The 19,467-nt window shown below is 45.4% G+C and carries 15 protein-coding genes; all 15 read left to right on the top strand.

Annotation, left to right across the window (positions count from 1 at the left end):
- Positions 1-25 precede the first annotated feature (25 nt).
- The 15 genes from wcaJ to L362_RS12280 all read left to right on the top strand — a co-directional run bounded on the left by wcaJ (position 26) and on the right by L362_RS12280 (position 19,467).
- The gene (gene wcaJ, locus L362_RS12215; protein WP_008499429.1) at positions 26-1,420 is read left to right on the top strand and encodes an undecaprenyl-phosphate glucose phosphotransferase; all 1,395 of its coding nucleotides are present in this window, start codon (positions 26-28) and stop codon (positions 1,418-1,420) included.
- 1 nt (position 1,421) lies between these two features.
- Positions 1,422-2,900, top strand: a complete 1,479-nt coding sequence (gene wzxC / locus L362_RS12220) for a colanic acid undecaprenyl disphosphate flippase WzxC (RefSeq protein WP_023344506.1) — start codon at positions 1,422-1,424, stop codon at positions 2,898-2,900.
- Between the two features lie 17 nt (positions 2,901-2,917).
- Positions 2,918-4,198 carry a colanic acid biosynthesis pyruvyl transferase WcaK gene (wcaK, locus tag L362_RS12225; protein WP_021241452.1) on the top strand — a complete coding sequence of 427 codons (1,281 nt, stop codon included), beginning with the start codon at positions 2,918-2,920 and terminating at the stop codon, positions 4,196-4,198.
- Positions 4,195-5,415 (top strand): colanic acid biosynthesis glycosyltransferase WcaL, encoded by a 1,221-nt coding sequence (gene wcaL, locus L362_RS12230; protein WP_023344505.1) that lies wholly within the window; start codon positions 4,195-4,197, stop codon positions 5,413-5,415. Before wcaK ends, wcaL begins: the two co-directional genes overlap by 4 nt.
- Before the next feature lie 12 nt (positions 5,416-5,427).
- A complete protein-coding gene (gene wcaM, locus L362_RS12235; RefSeq protein ID WP_023344504.1) occupies positions 5,428-6,819 on the top strand; it encodes a colanic acid biosynthesis protein WcaM in 1,392 nt (463 codons plus the stop codon).
- Positions 6,820-6,995: 176 nt separating this feature from the next.
- On the top strand, positions 6,996-7,889 hold the full coding sequence (gene galF / locus L362_RS12240) for a GalU regulator GalF (protein WP_023344503.1): 894 nt from the start codon (positions 6,996-6,998) through the stop codon (positions 7,887-7,889).
- A gap of 401 nt (positions 7,890-8,290) precedes the next feature.
- Positions 8,291-9,382 carry a dTDP-glucose 4,6-dehydratase gene (gene rfbB / locus L362_RS12245; protein WP_032637801.1) on the top strand — a complete coding sequence of 364 codons (1,092 nt, stop codon included), beginning with the start codon at positions 8,291-8,293 and terminating at the stop codon, positions 9,380-9,382.
- A gap of 1 nt (position 9,383) precedes the next feature.
- A complete protein-coding gene (gene rfbA / locus L362_RS12250) occupies positions 9,384-10,262 on the top strand; it encodes a glucose-1-phosphate thymidylyltransferase RfbA (RefSeq protein ID WP_023344501.1) in 879 nt (292 codons plus the stop codon).
- Positions 10,259-11,143, top strand: a complete 885-nt coding sequence (rfbD, locus tag L362_RS12255; protein WP_023344500.1) for a dTDP-4-dehydrorhamnose reductase — start codon at positions 10,259-10,261, stop codon at positions 11,141-11,143. The genes rfbA and rfbD overlap by 4 nt, the downstream gene beginning before the upstream one ends.
- Before the next feature lie 5 nt (positions 11,144-11,148).
- Positions 11,149-11,700 (top strand): dTDP-4-dehydrorhamnose 3,5-epimerase, encoded by a 552-nt coding sequence (gene rfbC, locus L362_RS12260; RefSeq protein WP_023344499.1) that lies wholly within the window; start codon positions 11,149-11,151, stop codon positions 11,698-11,700.
- 8 nt (positions 11,701-11,708) lie between these two features.
- A complete protein-coding gene (locus L362_RS12265; RefSeq protein WP_023344498.1) occupies positions 11,709-12,485 on the top strand; it encodes an ABC transporter permease in 777 nt (258 codons plus the stop codon).
- Positions 12,475-13,698: an ABC transporter ATP-binding protein gene (locus L362_RS12270; RefSeq protein WP_023344497.1), complete on the top strand. Its 1,224-nt coding sequence runs from the start codon at positions 12,475-12,477 to the stop codon at positions 13,696-13,698. The genes L362_RS12265 and L362_RS12270 overlap by 11 nt, the downstream gene beginning before the upstream one ends.
- Complete coding sequence (locus L362_RS12275) at positions 13,698-16,289, top strand: methyltransferase domain-containing protein (RefSeq protein ID WP_023344496.1); 2,592 nt, start codon at positions 13,698-13,700, stop codon at positions 16,287-16,289. Before L362_RS12270 ends, L362_RS12275 begins: the two co-directional genes overlap by 1 nt.
- A gap of 5 nt (positions 16,290-16,294) precedes the next feature.
- Positions 16,295-18,373, top strand: coding sequence for a glycosyltransferase (locus tag L362_RS24410; RefSeq protein ID WP_023344495.1), 2,079 nt, complete (start codon positions 16,295-16,297; stop codon positions 18,371-18,373).
- Between the two features lie 2 nt (positions 18,374-18,375).
- Positions 18,376-19,467 (top strand): glycosyltransferase family protein, encoded by a 1,092-nt coding sequence (locus L362_RS12280; RefSeq protein WP_023344494.1) that lies wholly within the window; start codon positions 18,376-18,378, stop codon positions 19,465-19,467.

The following is a 19,467-nucleotide window of genomic DNA, read 5'->3' as shown; positions in this document are numbered from 1 at the left end:
GGGGGAACCGAATACAGGAACAACGATGACGAATCTAAAAAAACGCGAACGAGCGAGAACGAATGCATCGTTAATCTCTATGGTGCAGCGTTTTTCTGATATCACCATCATGGTCGGTGGATTGTGGGCGGTGTGTCGGATCAGCGGGCTGCCGTTCTTATATATGCATCTGCTGATGGCCCTGATTGCGCTGGTCGTGTTTCAAATGATCGGCGGTATGACCGATTTCTACCGCTCGTGGCGCGGCGTCAAAATGACCACTGAACTGATGCTGCTGCTGCAGAACTGGACCCTGAGCCTGATCTTCAGCGCAGGCCTGGTGGCATTTAGCCATGATTTTGATAATCGCCTCGTGACCTATCTGAGCTGGTATCTGTTGACCAGCGTCGGCATGGTGGTGTGCCGTTCCCTGATCCGCTTTGGCGCGGGTTGGCTGCGCAACCGGGGCTATAACCGTCGCTTCGTGGCGGTGGCAGGCGATCTGCCGGTTGGGAAAGTGCTGCTCGACAGCTTCCGCAAAGAGCCGTGGTTAGGCTTTGAAGTGGTTGGGATTTATCACGACGCAAAGCCTGGCGGCGTGCCTGCCGACTGGGCGGGCAACTACGATCAGCTGATTGACGATGCCAAAGCCGGCAAAATTCACAACGTCTACATCGCCATGCAGATGAAAGACGAATCCCGCATTAAGCAGCTGATGCGCGAGCTGGCGGATACCACCTGTTCAGTGATCCTGATCCCGGACGTGTTTACCTTCAACATTCTTCACTCCCGTATTGAAGAGGTGAACGGGGTGCCGGTCGTACCGCTGTACGACACGCCGCTGTCCGGTATTAACCGCGTGCTGAAGCGTCTGGAAGATATCGTGCTCTCTTCGCTGATTTTGCTGCTCATCTCCCCGGTGCTGTGCTGCATTGCCCTCGCGGTGAAGCTGAGCTCGCCAGGACCGGTTATCTTCCGTCAGACCCGCTACGGCATGGACGGTAAGCCGATTATGGTGTGGAAATTCCGCTCCATGAAGGTGATGGAGAACGACAAGGTGGTGACCCAGGCCACGCAGAACGATCCGCGCGTCACCCGCGTGGGGAACTTCTTGCGCCGCACCTCGCTGGACGAGCTGCCGCAGTTTATCAACGTCTTTACCGGCGGGATGTCGATTGTTGGCCCGCGTCCGCACGCGGTGGCGCATAACGAGCAGTACCGCTCGCTGATTGAAGGCTACATGCTGCGCCATAAGGTGAAGCCGGGCATCACCGGCTGGGCGCAAATCAACGGCTGGCGCGGCGAAACCGACACGCTGGAAAAAATGGAAAAACGCATCGAGTTCGATCTGGAGTACATCCGCGAGTGGAGCCTCTGGTTCGATATCAAGATTGTTTTTCTGACCATTTTCAAAGGTTTCGTGAACAAAGCGGCGTACTAAGATGAGCTTACGTGAAAAAACCATCAGCGGCGCCAAGTGGTCAGCGATGGCGACCATCGTCATCATTGGCCTCGGCCTGGTGCAGATGACGGTGCTGGCGCGCATTATCGATAATCACCAGTTCGGCCTGTTGACCGTCTCGCTGGTGATCATTGCGCTGGCCGATACGCTGTCTGACTTTGGTATCGCCAACTCGATTATCCAGCGCAAAGAGATCAGCCATCTTGAGCTGACCACCCTCTACTGGCTGAACGTGGGGCTGGGGATTTTCGTGTTTGTGCTGGTGTTCCTGCTGAGCGATACCATTGCCAGCGTGCTGCACAACCCGGATCTCGCCCCGCTGATGCGTACGCTGTCGTTTGCGTTCGTGGTGATCCCCCACGGGCAGCAGTTCCGCGCGCTGATGCAGAAAGAGCTGGAGTTCAATAAGATCGGCATGATCGAGACCAGCGCCGTGCTGGCGGGCTTTACCTTTACCGTCGTGAGCGCCCATTTCTGGCCGCTGGCGATGACCGCCATCCTCGGTTACCTGGTGAACTCTGCCGTGCGCACGCTGCTGTTTGGCTACTTTGGGCGTAAAATTTACCGCCCGGGACTGCATTTCTCTCTTGCGTCCGTCTCGTCCAACCTGCGCTTTGGCGCGTGGCTGACGGCGGACAGCATTATCAACTACGTGAACACCAACCTCTCGACGCTGGTGCTGGCACGTATTCTCGGCGCGAGCGTGGCGGGGGGCTACAACCTGGCCTACAACGTCGCGGTGGTGCCGCCGATGAAGCTGAACCCAATAATCACCCGCGTGCTGTTCCCGGCGTTTGCCAAGATTCAGGACGACACCGAAAAGCTGCGCATTAACTTTTACAAGCTGCTTTCGGTAGTGGGGATCATCAACTTCCCGGTGCTGCTGGGGCTGATGGTGGTGTCCAGCAACGTCGTACCGCTGGTGTTTGGTGAGAAATGGAACGGTATTATCCCGATCCTGCAACTGCTGTGCGTGGTGGGGCTGCTGCGCTCCGTGGGAAACCCGATTGGGTCCCTGCTGATGGCAAAAGCGCGCGTGGACATCAGCTTTAAGTTCAACGTATTCAAAACCTTCCTGTTTATTCCGGTAATTATCGTCGGCGGACACATGGCGGGCGCTATTGGCGTGACGCTGGGCTTCCTGCTGGTGCAGATCGTCAATACCGTCCTGAGCTACTTCATCATGATTAAACCGGTGCTGGGCTCCAGCTACCGTCAGTACATCCTGAGCCTGTGGCTGCCGTTCTATCTCTCATTGCCGACCCTGGCGGTGAGCTACGGCCTGGGCATTATCCTCAGCGGGCATCTTCCGCTGGCCGCGCTGCTGGCGGTGCAGGTTGCCGCGGGGGCGCTGGCATTTGGCGTGATGATTGTGCTGTCGCGCAATGCGCTGGTCGTTGAGATGAAGCGCCAGTTTTGCCGTAACGAAAAAATGAAAACGCTGCTTCGCGCAGGCTAGTTATTTAAGAGGCCATTATGAAATTATTAATTCTTGGCAACCATACCTGCGGCAACCGTGGCGACAGCGCCATCCTGCGCGGTTTACTGGATGCAATTAACACCCTTAAGCCTGAGACCGAAGTGGACGTGATGAGCCGTTATCCTGTCAGCTCATCCTGGTTACTGAACCGCCCGGTGATGGGCGATCCGCTCTACAGCCAGATGAAACAGCATAACAACGCCGCGGGCGTGATGGGCCGCGTGAAGAAAGTACTGCGTCGTCGCTACCAGCATCAGGTGCTGCTTTCCCGCGTGACCGATACCGGCAAGCTGCGCAACATCGCCATCGCGCAGGGCTTTACCGACTTTGTTCGTCTGCTGTCCGGCTATGACGCCATTATTCAGGTCGGCGGGTCGTTCTTCGTCGATCTCTACGGCGTGCCGCAGTTTGAGCATGCGCTTTGTACGTTCATGGCGAAAAAGCCGCTGTTTATGATTGGCCACAGCGTGGGGCCTTTCCAGGATCCGCAGTTTAACCAGCTGGCGAACTATGTGTTTGGCCACTGCGATGCCCTGATCCTGCGTGAGTCGGTCAGCCTTGACATGATGAAGCGCAGCGAGATTGACACGTCGAAAGTTGAGCACGGCGTGGATACCGCCTGGCTGGTGGATCACCAGGACGACAGCTTCCAGCCGAGCTACGCGGTGCAGCACTGGCTCGACGTTACGGCGAAACAGAAAACCGTCGCGATCACCCTACGCGAGCTGGCGCCATTCGATAAACGTTTAGGCACGACGCAGGCGGCGTATGAGCAAGCATTCGCCGACGTGGTGAACCGCGTGCTGGACAGCGGTTATCAGGTGCTGGCGCTGTCCACCTGTACCGGCATCGACAGCTACAACAAAGATGACCGCATGGTGGCGTTGAACCTGCGCAACCTGGTGAACGATCCGTCCCGCTATCACGTGGTGATGGACGAGCTGAACGACCTGGAAATGGGCAAGCTGCTCTCCGCCTGCGACCTGACGGTGGGCACGCGCCTGCACTCGGCCATTATCTCCATGAACTTTGGCACGCCGGCCATTGCCATTAACTACGAGCACAAGTCCGCGGGCATTATGCAGCAGCTCGGTATGCCGGAAATGGCGGTGGATATTCGTCATCTGCTGGACGGGTCGCTGGGTGCGATGGTGGGCGACACGCTCGGCCAGCTGCCTGCGATCAATGAACGTCTGGCGGTGGCGGTGAAAGCCGAGCGCGAGAAGGGCATTGGGATGGTGAAATCGGTACTTGACCGCGTGCGGGAGGGGAAATGAAGGTTGGTTTCTTCTTACTGAAATTTCCGCTGTCGTCTGAGACCTTTGTTCTGAACCAAATCACCGCGTTTATCGATATGGGATATGACGTGGAGATTATCGCCCTGCAAAAGGGCGATACCCAAAACACCCACGCGGCGTATACCCAGTATGGGCTGGAGGCAAAAACCCGCTGGCTGCAGGATGAGCCGTCCGGGAAGCTGAGTAAGCTGCGCCACCGCGCCAGCCAGACCTTACGTGGGATCCATCGCGCGTCGACGTGGCGGGCGCTGAATGTTTCCCGCTATGGGTCGGAATCACGCAATTTAATTCTCTCGGCCATCTGCGGGCAAACGGCGCAGCCGTATCGTGCTGACGTGTTTATCGCCCACTTTGGCCCGGCAGGCGTGACCGCCGCGAAGCTACGCGAACTGGGCGTGATTGACGGTAAAATTGCGACCATTTTCCACGGTATCGACATCTCCAGCCGTGAAGTGCTGAACCATTATACGCCGGAGTACCAGCAGCTTTTCCGCCGCGGCGACATGATGCTGCCCATCAGTGAACTGTGGGCCGGACGCCTGAAAAACATGGGCTGCCCGGGAGAGAAAATTGCCGTGTCGCGCATGGGCGTGGATTTAACGCGCTTTACCCGCCGTCCGGTGAAAGTGCCGGGCAAGCCGCTGCAGATCATCTCCGTCGCGCGTCTGACCGAGAAGAAAGGCCTGCATGTGGCGATTGAAGCCTGCCGCCAGCTGAAAGCGCGCGGGGTGGATTTCCACTACCGCATTCTCGGGATTGGGCCGTGGGAGCGTCGTCTGCGCACGCTTATCGAACAGTATCAGCTGGAAGATGTTGTAGAGATGCCGGGCTTCAAGCCGAGCCACGAGGTCAAGGCGATGCTCGATGAGGCAGATGTGTTCCTGCTGCCTTCCGTAACGGGAGCCGATGGCGATATGGAGGGCATTCCGGTGGCGCTGATGGAGGCGATGGCCGTCGGGATACCGGTGGTCTCGACCATTCACAGCGGGATCCCGGAGCTGATTAAGTCTGACCATTCCGGCTGGCTGGTGCCGGAGAATAACGCCATGGCGCTCGCCGATCGCTTAGCTGCCTTCAGCGATATCGACCAGCAGGCGCTGGAGCCCGTGCTCCATAATGCCCGACAAAAAGTTGAAGCCGATTTTAACCAGCAGGTGATTAACCGTCAGTTAGCCAGCCTGCTGCAAACGTTGTAACGCCGAGGATGTATGCTGAAAAAGATTACCCGACGCACCTTTGTCTCGTCTCTGTCCGTTCTGGCAGCTACGCCGCTGCTGTCGTCCCGCATTGCGCGGGCGGCGAGCGGAAGAACGGTCTCTGTTAATCAGTACAATAACAACGACTGGATCGCGGCCTTTAAGCAGGCGTTTAATGACGGGGACACGGTCATTGTCCCTGCCGGGCTGACCTGTGAAAACATCAACACGGGTATTTTCATTCCCGACGGTAAAACGCTGCTGATCCGCGGGACGTTAACAGGCAATGGCCGCGGCCGCTTTGTTCTGCAGGAAGGCAGCAAAGTGATAGGGGAAGGCGAGGGACGGACAGAGAATATCACTCTCGATGTACGTGGCTCCGACTGCGTAATTAAAGGGCTGGCCATGAGCGGTTTTGGTCCTGTGACGCAAATCTACATCGGCGGTAAGAAACCGAGCGTGATGCGCAATCTGGTGATTGATAACATCAGCGTAAGTCAGGCCAATTACGCCATCCTGCGCCAGGGATTCCACAACCAGGTGGACGGCGCCCGCATCACCAACAGCAAATTTAGCCATCTGCAGGGCGATGCGATCGAATGGAACGTCGCCATCAACGATCGCAATATCCTGATTTCCGACCATGTCATCGACAACATCAACTGCACCAACGGCAAGATCAACTGGGGCATCGGCATTGGCCTTGCCGGGAGCACCTACGACAACGACTACCCGGAAAAGCAAACCGTTAAGAACTTCGTGGTGGCCAACATCACCGGCAGCAACTGTCGTCAGCTGGTGCACGTGGAAAACGGAAAACACTTTATTATCCGCAATATTAAGGCCAAAAATATCACCCCAGACTTCAGTAAAAAGGCGGGAATAGACAACGCCACGGTGGCGATTTATGGCTGTGATAATTTCATTATTGATAATGTCGACATGGTCAACAGTGCGGGAATGTTAATCGGCTATGGGGTCATAAAAGGCGATTATTTGTCCATCCCGCAGAACTTTAAGCTCAATAATATTCACCTCGATAACCGCCAGCTTGCGTATAAATTGCGCGGAATACAGATTTCATCCGGTAACGCGACCTCGTTTGTGGCGATTACCAACGTGGAAATGCAGCGTGCTACGCTGGAACTGCACAACAAGCCGCAGCATCTTTTTTTACGCAATATCAATGTCATGCAGGAAGCTGCCGTGGGGCCTGCCCTGAAGATAAACTTCGATCTGCGCAAGGATGTGCGAGGAAAATTCATGGCGAAAGACGAGACGCTGCTGTCGCTGGCGAACATAAAAGCCGTTAATGAGAAGGGGCAAAGCTCGGTGGATATTGACCGTGTCGACCAGCAGGTGGTGAATGTGGAAAGGCTGAACTTTGCGCTTCCGCACAGATAATCGACAATAATCTGTTTTGAGACTATTCCTGGCATAAAAGCGCGATCGAATCAGATTACAACTACAGAAATATGTGATGCTAAGGCGTAACATTGCTTAAGGGTTACGGCAAATCATGCTGGCGAAAACAGGTTTAAGAGCTATAATTCGTCAACCATTTTAAGGTGGAAGAAATAATGATTAATTTGAAAGCAGTCATTCCGGTAGCAGGCCTGGGCATGCATATGCTGCCAGCCACAAAAGCCATTCCTAAAGAGATGCTGCCGATCGTCGATAAGCCAATGATTCAGTACATTGTCGACGAGATTGTTGCTGCAGGGATCAAAGAAATCGTCCTGGTTACGCACTCGTCCAAGAATGCGGTAGAAAACCACTTCGACACCTCTTACGAACTCGAAGCGTTGCTAGAACAGCGCGTTAAGCGTCAGCTGCTGGCGGAAGTGCAGTCTATTTGTCCGCCGGGCGTGACCATCATGAACGTGCGTCAGGCGCAGCCGCTGGGTCTGGGACACTCTATTCTTTGTGCCCGTCCGGTGGTGGGTGATAACCCGTTCATCGTTGTGCTGCCGGATATCATTATTGATAACGCGTCCGCCGATCCGCTGCGATACAACCTGGCGGCAATGGTGGCACGTTTCAACGAAACGGGCCGTAGCCAGGTGCTGGCGAAGCGCATGAAAGGCGATCTCTCCGAGTACTCCGTAATTCAGACCAAAGAAGCGCTGGAGACGGAAGGGCAGGTGAGCCGCATCGTTGAGTTCATCGAAAAACCGGATCAGCCGCAGACGCTGGATTCTGACCTGATGGCGGTGGGCCGTTATGTTCTGAACGCGGATATCTGGGCCGAGCTGGAAAAAACCGAGCCAGGCGCCTGGGACCGTATTCAGCTCACCGATGCGATTGCCGAGCTGGCGAAGAAGCAGTCTGTCGATGCGATGCTGATGACCGGTGAGAGCTATGACTGCGGTAAGAAGATGGGCTATATGCAGGCGTTCGTGAACTACGGGCTGCGTAACCTAAAGGAAGGGGCGAAGTTCCGCCAGAGGATTGAGATACTTCTCACACATTAAGGCGTCAAATCGGACGTTTCGAACGGAACAATAAGCAGGTAGCTGAGGGTGATTCAGAGCTGTTCGCAGCTTAGGCAATTATTCTCACTGCCTTTTTTTTTCATTAAAATCAAGGTGTAAATCTAGACAGACGCTCACAAACATCCTTATTTAGCGGTAAGATTTCTCCTTGTTTTCGATGGCATTTAAGGGGAGAATAGCCGATTAGCATTTCGTGCGGCCCCCCCTCTAAAACAGACTCCTGCTGAGGCTGGAGGGCTAAAAGCACTGTCTTTCTTTTTCAGTATACTGGTAGCTGTAGAGCCAGGGGCGGTAGCGTGGTTATATTTTCTGCGCTGTGCAGTTCGGCCCTATGTATTAAGTTTGAATCTAAACATTACGACGCAATACGGAATAGTCTTGTGAAAATACTCGTCACTGGTGGTGCAGGTTTTATTGGATCTGCTGTAGTTCGTTATATCATTAATAATACACAAGATTCTGTGGTTAACGTAGATAAGTTGACCTACGCTGGTAACCTCGAATCGTTGGTAGGCATTGCAAATGATCCGCGTTATGCATTCGAACGAGCAGACATCTGTGATGGAAATGCCATGGCGCGTATTTTTGCTGAGCACCAACCTGATGCTGTCATGCATCTTGCTGCAGAAAGTCATGTAGATCGTTCAATCACTGGTCCGGCGGCATTTATCGAAACCAATATAATTGGTACCTATGTTCTGCTTGAAGCGGCACGTAAGTACTGGTTACAACTTGATGATGCCCGCAAAATTGCGTTCCGTTTCCACCATATCTCAACCGACGAAGTGTATGGTGATTTGCCGCATCCTGATGAGGTACCAACCGGAAGTTCTCTACCGCTGTTTACTGAGACAACACCTTATTCCCCCAGCAGTCCTTATTCCTCTTCGAAAGCATCCAGTGACCATTTAGTTCGCGCATGGCGGCGAACCTATGGATTACCTACTCTGGTTACTAACTGCTCAAATAACTACGGTCCGTACCACTTCCCTGAGAAACTTATCCCACTCATTATACTGAATGCTCTGGCTGGTAAACCCCTGCCAGTTTATGGCAACGGTGAGCAGATCCGTGATTGGTTGTTCGTGGAAGATCACGCGTGCGCTCTATATAAAGTGGTGACGGAAGGCGAGGTCGGTGAGACTTACAACATTGGCGGCCATAACGAACGTAAAAATATCGATGTTGTTAAGACCATCTGCGAAATTCTTGATGAGGTAATTAATATTAAACCTGCGGGCATTAAAAAGTTTGCAGAACTCATTACTTATGTAGCTGATCGTCCTGGACATGACCTTCGCTATGCGATTGACGCCAGCAAAATTAAACGCCACCTCGGCTGGGTACCGCAAGAAACATTCGAATCAGGTATACGTAAAACAGTTCTTTGGTACTTAAATAATGAAAAGTGGTGGCGACGTATTCTGGATAAATCCTATACCGAAACCAATAGCTCGATGGAGAAAAAATAAGATGAAAGGGATCATTCTTGCTGGTGGCTCCGGTACTCGTTTATATCCAATAACGCGCGGTGTATCAAAACAGCTTCTTCCTATTTATGACAAGCCGATGATCTATTATCCGTTATCCACGCTGATGTTAGCAGGCATTAAGGATATACTGGTTATCACAACTGCAGAAGATTGTGATAGTTTTAAACGGTTACTGGGTGATGGCAGCCATTTCGGCGTTAATTTGCAGTATGCAATTCAACCTAGCCCGGATGGTCTCGCGCAAGCATTTCTTATCGGTGAAGAATTTATTGGCAATGAAAAGGTGTGTTTGGTCCTGGGTGACAACATTTTCTATGGTCAATCATTCAGCCGTTCATTAGCTGAGGCTGTGAAGCGTGACGACGGTGCGACAGTTTTTGGCTATCAAGTTAAAGATCCTGACCGTTTTGGCGTTGTCGAATTTGATTCCGAAATGCGGGCAATTTCTATCGAGGAAAAACCGGCGTATCCGAAATCCAATTATGCAGTAACAGGGCTGTATTTCTACGATAACCGCGTCGTCGATTTTGCTAAAAAGGTAAAACCTTCCGCTCGTGGTGAACTTGAGATCACTTCTATAAATGAAATGTATTTACAAGATGGTTCGCTTCACGTCGAACTGCTTGGTCGCGGATTTGCCTGGCTTGATACAGGCACTCACGAAAGCCTGCATGAAGCATCGTCATTTGTACAAACAATCGAAAATGTACAGGGGCTGAAAATTGCTTGCCTCGAAGAGATTGCATGGCGTAATGGATGGCTCACCACTGAACAAGTAAAAAGCTTGGGTATCTCCATGAAGAAAAATGATTATGGGCAATACTTGATTAATCTTGTTGCAGATTCCGGTAAAAAATGATGAAAGTATTAGTAACAGGGGCAAATGGACAGATTGGTTATTTGTTAGCGCAAAAGCTTGCTTTAGAAAATGACGTGGATTTACTTGCAGTTGATAAAACTGAACTTGATATCGTTAATTCAAGTAAGGTAGCTCAGATATTTGACAGTTTCAAACCCGATGTTGTTATTAATGCCGCAGCATATACAGCGGTAGATAAAGCCGAAACTGAAAAAGAAATTGCCTATGCAGTAAATTGTATTGGGCCGAAGAATCTTGCCGAAGGTGCGGAAAAATATAATGCTTTGATGGTTCATATTTCTACTGACTATGTTTTTTCAGGCGATAAATCTGGTATTTACCACGAAGATGATATCACTGGACCTGCTACTGTCTATGGGAAAACCAAACTTGATGGTGAAAATGCGGTGGTACAGGCATGCAGAAAACATATTATTATACGTACTGCATGGGTGTTTGGTGAACATGGCAATAATTTTGTCAAAACTATGCTACGTATTGCCCAGAGTCGTTCGCAACTAGGTATTGTAGCCGATCAAGTTGGGGGCCCAACTTACGCTGGTGATATCGCCGATGCACTGATTAAAATAATGCAAAATATTATAAATGATAACAATGAAAAATTCGGTATTTATCACTTTTCCGGTTTACCACATGTTAGTTGGAGCGAATTTGCAGAAGCAATTTTTGATGCTGCATCTAAAGAAGGGGTGATAAAAGTCAAGCCTATCATAAATCCAATTACCACATCAGACTATCCAACGCCAGCACGGCGTCCTGTAAATTCCCGGCTTGATACGCAGCGTATTACGCGCTGTTTTGGTATAGAAGCAAGTAACTGGAAAAATGCATTACATTCTATTAAAGCTTATAAGAGCTAATACTAATGAAAGTCATTGATACAAATATTGCTGATGTAAAAATTATTGAACCTGCTGTCTTTGGTGATGAGCGCGGTTTTTTTATGGAGACATGGAACCAAAAAAAATTTGAAGATTTGGTAACTCATAAAAAAACGAACTTTGTTCAGGACAATCATTCAAAATCCAAAAAGGGAATTCTCCGCGGCTTACATTATCAGAGCGAGAATACCCAAGGAAAATTGGTTCGCGTTGGGGTAGGGGCTGTATTTGATGTGGCTGTAGACGTGCGTAAAGATTCACCAACATTAGGCCATTGGGTTGGTGTAGAATTATCAGCAGATAATAAGCGTCAATTATGGATACCTGAAGGATTTGCGCATGGTTTCTACGTATTAACCGATACAGCAGAGTTCATCTATAAATGCACCGATTATTACAATCCTAAAGCGGAGCATTCGATTAGTTGGAACGATCCTGACTTAGCTATTTCCTGGCCGCTTGATACAACTACGCAGCTGCTTTTGTCTAATAAAGATATGCAAGGCATCTCGTTCAAAAAATTTATGGCGCTTTGAGGATTGTAATGAAATTAAGCAATCATAATGAACTTATTTTGCAGATTGCTAAGCGTAACATTTATTCAAGATATAAAGGTTCAACGCTTGGTATTTTCTGGAGTCTACTTAACCCTCTTTTTCTGCTTGCCGTCTACACTCTAGTATTTGGTTTCGCATTTAAAACTAAGTGGGGTGGTGGTTCACTCGCTAGTTATCCGGTAATTCTTTTTTCAGGACTTATTTTTCACTTTTTCATTATTGAGCTACTAATGACGAGTAGTCAACTGGTAAGCGGTAATGCAAATTATGTCAAAAAGGTGGTGTTCCCCCTTGAAGTTTTAGTTATTTCTAACTTCCTTGCTCAGCTTTTCAATCTAATGATTGGCGGTGCTCTGCTTCTCATCGCTGTGTTAGTCACTGGGGAAAGTCTTCTTCGTGCAATATTATCTATGGCCGTGGTATTACCCCCATTCGTATTACTTACATTAGGTCTTTCTTATATATTTAGTGCATTAGGAACGTATATTAAAGATATCACTCACGTTGTGAACCTGGCCTCAACTATGTTCCTTTTTGTGAGCCCAATTCTTTTCCCACTTAGCGTATTTCCTGAATTCGTGAAGGTGGTAGTTTATCTAAATCCAATTTCTCTTATTGTCATTGACTTCCGTGCTATTGCATTCAACATCGAGTCTTTCTCATTTGTGAGTTATATTATTTATTTCGTCGTTGCAATTGGAATTTTGGGTTTCGGACGGTGGATTTTTAAAAGATTAAGCCGGGGTTTTGCCGATGTCGTCTGAATATATTGTAAATATTGAAAGTTTAACAAAAGAATTTTATCAATATCGCTCGCCTTTCCATAATGTTTACAGTCTATTGAAAAAAAAACCTGGAGAAGGGTCTGGTAAATTTACTGCCGTTAATGACATTTCATTTGGTATTCGTAAAGGTGAACGTGTTGGTATTGTTGGTGCCAATGGTGCGGGTAAATCGACCATTCTTCAAATGATTGCTGGTACTCTGCAACCTACGCGCGGAAAAATTGAAGTCAAAGGGAAAGTTGCTGCACTACTTGAACTTGGAGCTGGCTTTAATCCGGAATTTACTGGTATTGAAAATATTTATCTTTATGCGTCTTTATTGGGTATAGATCGTGAGGTAACCGAAAGCCGCATTGATGCAATTTGTGATTTTGCAGAAATCGGAGACTTTATAAATCGCCCGGTTAAAACCTATTCGAGCGGAATGTTTGTCCGTCTGGCATTCTCCGTAGCAATAAATGTTAATCCTGATATTCTGATTGTCGATGAAGCTTTATCGGTTGGTGATTATCTTTTCCAGACTAAATGCCATCGGGCATTCGAACAATTTCAGGAACAAGGTGGAACCGTACTGTTCGTTTCTCATGATTTAACTGCAGTAAGAAATACTTGTGATCGTGCAATCCTGATTGATAAAGGTTGTATGCTGCTGGACGATCGACCAGACGTTGTTGTCAACTCATATCAGGAGTTGATGAAAACTAAAGAAATCCAGTGGCTTAAAAGTCAAGTTGCGCTGCGCTCGGAATATCGCTTTGGTATTGGGGGGGGCAAAATTATTGATGTCACTGTTTCTACTGAGGAAGCAGAGGATGTTAGTGAAGTTTCACTCAATGAGCCAATAGTCCTTTCAATATTGATTGAACTTAATACGGAATTCGAAAACCCAGTCTTCACAATGACTTTGAGGAATACGTCTGGAATAGATGTATGGGGTTTTAATAGTAAAAATATTGGTATTGAAATTACACCCGGCCAGGGCAAACGAAGAATCACCGTCAAGATTCCAAATAATTTGGGTGCGGGTTCTTATACGATAAATGCTGGCTTAATCGATATGCTCTCTGATGGTCAATATCACGAACATGATCACCGCTGGGGCATGAAGCTTTTAAGCATCATTGGTAAATCTAAAACTATTGGATTTATAAATATGGAGCCAGTGTTGCTTAAAAAAGAGGATTTAGGTTAATGGCAACAGAAAGACTCTATTTTTCATCTGATGAAAGCTTAGATATTGAAAAAAATGCATATGATGTAGAAAATATTGAGAGGCATGAATCTCGTTACCACTTTGCCTCAAAATATCTTTCACCCGAAATGTCAGTGTTGGACTGTGCTTGCGGAAGCGGCTATGGCAGCGATATTCTTAAAGAACATTGTGCCCATGTCGTCGGGGTTGACATTGACCAGAATGCCGTTGATTTCGCTAAATCTCAATATATTTCAGAAAAACTAAACTATCTCTGTGGTGATATCAGAGTCCTGGCTGACTCTTTACCTAAAATGGATACCGTTGTTTGCCTTGAAACGCTAGAACATGTTCCGGATCCACGGATCTTGCTTGATGGCTTTATGAAGGTACTTAAAGAAGATGGTCAGTTTATAGTTTCAACACCTGTTCGTGAAGCTAGCCGTGAAAATCCACTCAATAGTTATCATGTTTTAGAATATACCAGTGATGATTTACGTCGTGTTCTCAACCATTATTTTTATCAGGTAGATGTATATTTACAAGATCAGGATAAATTTTATCGTATTGATGATGTTATCAACTGGGGATTTGTTGTTGCCGTTTGTAAATACCCTAAAAATATAATATTAGATGATTTAAGTTTACTGATAAAAGATAGTGAGACTACAACAATGAGCCAAGAACCAGAAAAGTCTTTCATTTCTGAATCAGCCAGCATCGCAGATTCCGTACAATTCAAACCTTCCTTTGAAGAAGGACTGTATCGAATTATGGATGGGGCAGTAATCAGAGAAAATGCTGTCATCGAATCGCATAATCAAGGACAATTGACCGTTGGTGAGCAATCAGTTATTGGCTATAACTGCTGGTTAAATGCAACTGGTGGAATAGAAATTGGCAATAATACTTTAATTGGCGCTAATACTATAATTACCTCTTCATCTCATCATTTTAAAAGTAAAGCACCGATAAGTGAGCAGGGAATGTCATTCAAAAAAGTGACTATTGGTTCTAATGTATGGATTGGTAGTAATGTATCTATACTTGAAGGTGTAATTATTGGTGACGGGTGCGTAATCGGTGCTAACGCCGTCATCAAAAATGATATTTTACCGAACTCAATTATCAAAGCTGCAGATGCAATTGTTACAGAAAGAATAACGCGCGACCATGTTGTATTCTATTTGTTGCCATTCACCATTCGCAATGACGCGCTCACTTTCCAATGTATATACGATCGATACAAAAAATTAGCGCAATCTTTTGTTGAACAGAATTGGGAAGTAACGTTTATTGCAACTAATGAACTTGCCAATGTTATTCGTGCTGACGGCTGGCAATGCGTTTCGCCATCTGATTTTAACATCGATTATGATGATACCCAGTGGTTTGAACGCTGGAAACTCGTTCTAAATGGACAGTTTGATCCGCAGCATAACCATTTCATTGAAAAGTCTATCAGCATGATTAATCCTCAAATAGTATTCTGCTGGAACTATGATGGGTTACTAAAATCCTACTGTAAGGCAAATAAAATAACTGTATTTTTCAACGAGTTAGGTTTGTCAAGAAATCCCAATCCTGTTATCTACTATAGTGATCCAGAAGGAGTCAACAGCACCAGTTCTCTTCATGACTTTTGGAATGAATTTGAACATTTTGATCTATCAGAAAATGAAAGAACAATTTCCAGACTAACGCTAGGAAAGATCAGAAATAACTATATTATCTCAGACGATAAAAGAGAAATAATCCGTAATCAATTAGAGCTTGGAAATAAGAAGACTATACTTATTGCTTTACAAGTTGAGGATGATTCAAACATTGTTGCAGGGTCAGAATTTGTTACAATGCAACAGTTCGTTAATCAGTGTGTAGGTTTAGGTAATGATGATATTCAGTTCATTATCAAGAAACATCCTGCCCAGGAAAATTGTGTTGTAGAAGTTAACAATATTCCTGTAATTACTGATCAATTTAGTACTCAAGATCTGGTCGCTTTTTCAGACGCAGTGTTTACTATAAATTCTTCGCTCGGATTTGAAGCATTGGTTGCGGGTAAAACAGTATTTACGTTTGGTGTGGCACCTTATGCTCTCCCTGGATTAGTTGTAGCTTTATCGAAGGACGCAACCAGTAAGGATATCATGGACAATATTAATAATAATATTGATGATAACACTTTATTGAAGTTGGTATATCTAACGTATCATCAGTATTTTTTTGATGAAAATAAATTCTTTGACGCAGAATACCATCTGCGTCGTTTTTTACTTAATAAGTCAGCTGTTAATGATAGCAAAGCATTTTTCTTTGATGGTGGTTCTTATTATAAAGAACGTGAGGTTATGGTTAATCGTTTTCAGAATAAAGTGCTTCAGGACTCTATCCTTGGATACGAGAAGTGGATTGAAAGCTTAAAAATTACTGAAAAAAATGCTATTGAAATTTCAGAATGGGCACAATCACTTAATCAGCAAGTTCAAGAGCTTCAGCGGAAGGAAGTCCAATTACTTAGTGAACTACAAACCATAAAGAAAAGTTTATTATTCCGTCTGCATAGCTTTATTAAAGGTAAGAAGGATTGATTAAAATGCTTAAGAATCAAATCAAAAACATGGCCAGACCATTATTTTATCAACTATCACCTTCAATGCGTAGTCGAGTAAAAAAAGCTTATCAGATAGTACGTGGCATTAAGTTAGAACAACCTTCAATAATAAAAAATATTGGGGGGAGCTTGAGTCATCTTGGAACAAGTGTGGGGGGAGACTTATCTAACCTGCATCAACTAACGAAAAAAGAAAATGGTTTAGATATTTTACTATTTCCAGTTATCGACTGGGAATTTCGTTTGCAACGTCCTCAGCAATTAGCAAAGGAACTTGGGAAATTGGGTAATCGCGTGATTTATTTTGCGACTACCTTTAATGTCACCAACACACCGGGTTTTATTATTGAGAAAATGCCCGTTGATGGTGTCGTTTTATGCAAACTCAACATTAATAAACATGAAGTTAATATTTATAAAGACAAGCTTGATCGCGAGCAGATAAGTTTCCTGATTCACAGTGTATATCTTGTACGCCAGGCATTTGGTCTAGGATTTACAAATTCATTGATAGATCTTCCGTTTTGGAGAGAAGTGGCTGAAGGATTGTCATCGAATCATATAATTTATGACTGTATGGATCATCATGCAGGTTTCGAAAATAATGAATTTTCGATGTTAACCGAAGAAGAAAAATTATTCAAATCATCTGATCTGGTTATTACCACCGCACAGCGTCTCTCAGAAAGCGTCGCTAAGCACTGTGATAATATAATCATCCGGAACGGATGTGAAGTTGAATATTTTTCGAAGATTCCGGAAAAAGGCGCTTTAAATAAGCTGCGGCCTGTAGTTGGTTATTATGGAGCTATTGCTGAATGGTTTGATTTGGATTTGCTCATAGCGTCTGCGCAAGCTTACCCACAATATGATTTTGTAATGATTGGTGGTACTACTTGCGATATCTCACCTGCCAGGAAGATAAAAAATATCACCTTCCTTGGAGAAATACCTTATACGCAACTTACACCATATTTAAAAGATTTTGATGTATGTTTGATTCCGTTCAAACTTATCGAATTAACGCTTTGTACTAATCCTGTTAAGGTTTATGAATATTTAGCAGCTGGAAAACCAGTAGTTTGTACAGCAATGCCTGAAGTTGTTATTATGGGTGATATAGTTCATGTGGGCAATACTAAAGAGCAGTTCATCTCTCAGATTGGAATTGCGATGGCTGAGACAAGCAATGAAACTTTACGTGAAAAGCGCCGTGAATGGGCTAAGCACCATGACTGGTCCAGTCGAGCACAGCAACTTAGTGACTCAATCCGCGAGCTTAATTCCAAAAAACTAAAAGTTAGCTTGATTGTACTGACATTTAATAACCTGGCATTAACCAAGGAGTGTTTGCAAAGTATTCAACGGAACACCGAATATGATAATTATGAAGTAATTATTGTGGACAACTTGTCAACGGATGGAACCCGCGATTACTTGCAAAAATATTATGTGGATAAGCCAAATTATACTGTTATTCTTAATAATGAGAATGTCGGTTTTGCTGCAGGTAATAATATCGGTTTAGAAAAAGCAACAGGTGACATTCTTATTGTTCTCAATAATGATACCTACGTATCACCATTTTGGTTAGGTAACCTGATAAAAGGGTTTAAAAATAACCCTGAATTAGGATTGGTTGGGCCTGTGACTAATAACATTGGTAACGAATCGAAAATCAATATTAGTTATAATAATTGGTCTGAAATGAATATCCAGTCGCTTCATTATATTTCCAGGCATGCAAATGAAGTGTATCCAATGGATTGCCTTGCATTTTTCTGTGCTGCTATTCGTCGGGAAGTCTATTCAGAAATTGGTGGGATTTCTACGGACTACGGCTTAGGCTTCTTTGAGGATGATGATTATTGCCAGGAAGTAAAAAAACGTGGCTGGAAAATGGCGGCAATAGAAGACTCATTTGTACATCATCATCTTTCTGCGAGTTTTAATCAACTTAAAAATAACAAAAAAGAATTATTGATGCAGAAGAATAAAGTCATTTTCGAGAGCAAGTGGGGGGAGTGGAAACCGCATAGCTATAGGCCTGGAGTGCATTAATAATGGTGGTGATATATTTGTCTCCAGTACACTGGGATAGTATTGCACAGCGTCCTCATTTTTTTGCAAATTTTATTGCACAGCAGGGGGTAGAAAAACTAATTTGGGTTGATCCGTTACCTTCCCGTTTTCCAAAATTTTCAGATATCAGAACAAAATTAATTGGTGTTGAATCGAAAAGTATCATTAAACCTAACAATGTAGAAGTTATTAAAATCAGAAGTGTAATACCTATTGAACCCTTCAATGGTCTCTATAAAGTTGTAAACCGTGGAGTGATTAATAAATTTATAACTAATTTAGAGCGCTTGGTTAAAGATAAGGACTCTATGCTTATCATCGGGAAACCGAGCGTTCTGAGTCTCAAAATTCTAGAAAGAATTACTTTTAAGAATACAATATTTGATGTAATGGATGATTATCCGTATTTTTTTAAAGGTAAAACAAAAGATAGCGTCTACAAGTTGTTAAAAAAATTACTTATGCAGGTTGACATGACGATGTTTTCATCTTCAGGCTTGCTTCATAAGTATAGTATAATGACAAAAAAGTCCATACTTGTAATGAATGCTTGTTCTAGTCTATATTGTAATGAACTAATGCATGTTCAAAATAATTATGATGGCATCAATGATGGCATCATTACATATGGCTATATTGGCAGTGTTGCAAGCTGGTTCGATTGGGATTTTATTAGAAAGTTATCTTCAAGTCGTCCCCATAGTCGGATAGTCATCGTTGGGCCTTTATATGCTAAGCCTGAAAGTATTCCACCAAATGTAATAATTAAACCTGCAATTGATCATAAAGATGTTCCCGCTCTTATAAAGACCTTTGATTATGGTTTAATACCTTTCCAATTGAATCAACTAACTGATTCGGTTGATCCTGTCAAATATTATGAATATGTTGCGGCTGGCGTCCCGGTGATTACAACTTGCTTTGGTGAAATGAAGAGTCGAGTCAATGATAAGGTTGCAGTCACTTTAGAGCAGCACCTTTCAGGTATTGAGCCTGAGATTGAGAAACCAATAGTTTGGGAAGATAGATTCACTTTTTTAATAAAAGGGTACCTGGGTGCTAAGGAATTTTAA

Origin of the sequence: Enterobacter sp. MGH 16, from assembly GCF_000493175.1 — a bacterium.
GTDB lineage: Bacteria > Pseudomonadota > Gammaproteobacteria > Enterobacterales > Enterobacteriaceae > Enterobacter > Enterobacter roggenkampii.
Note: the sequence above shows the minus strand (reverse complement) of the source record. Positions and strands in the feature narration are given on the sequence as shown.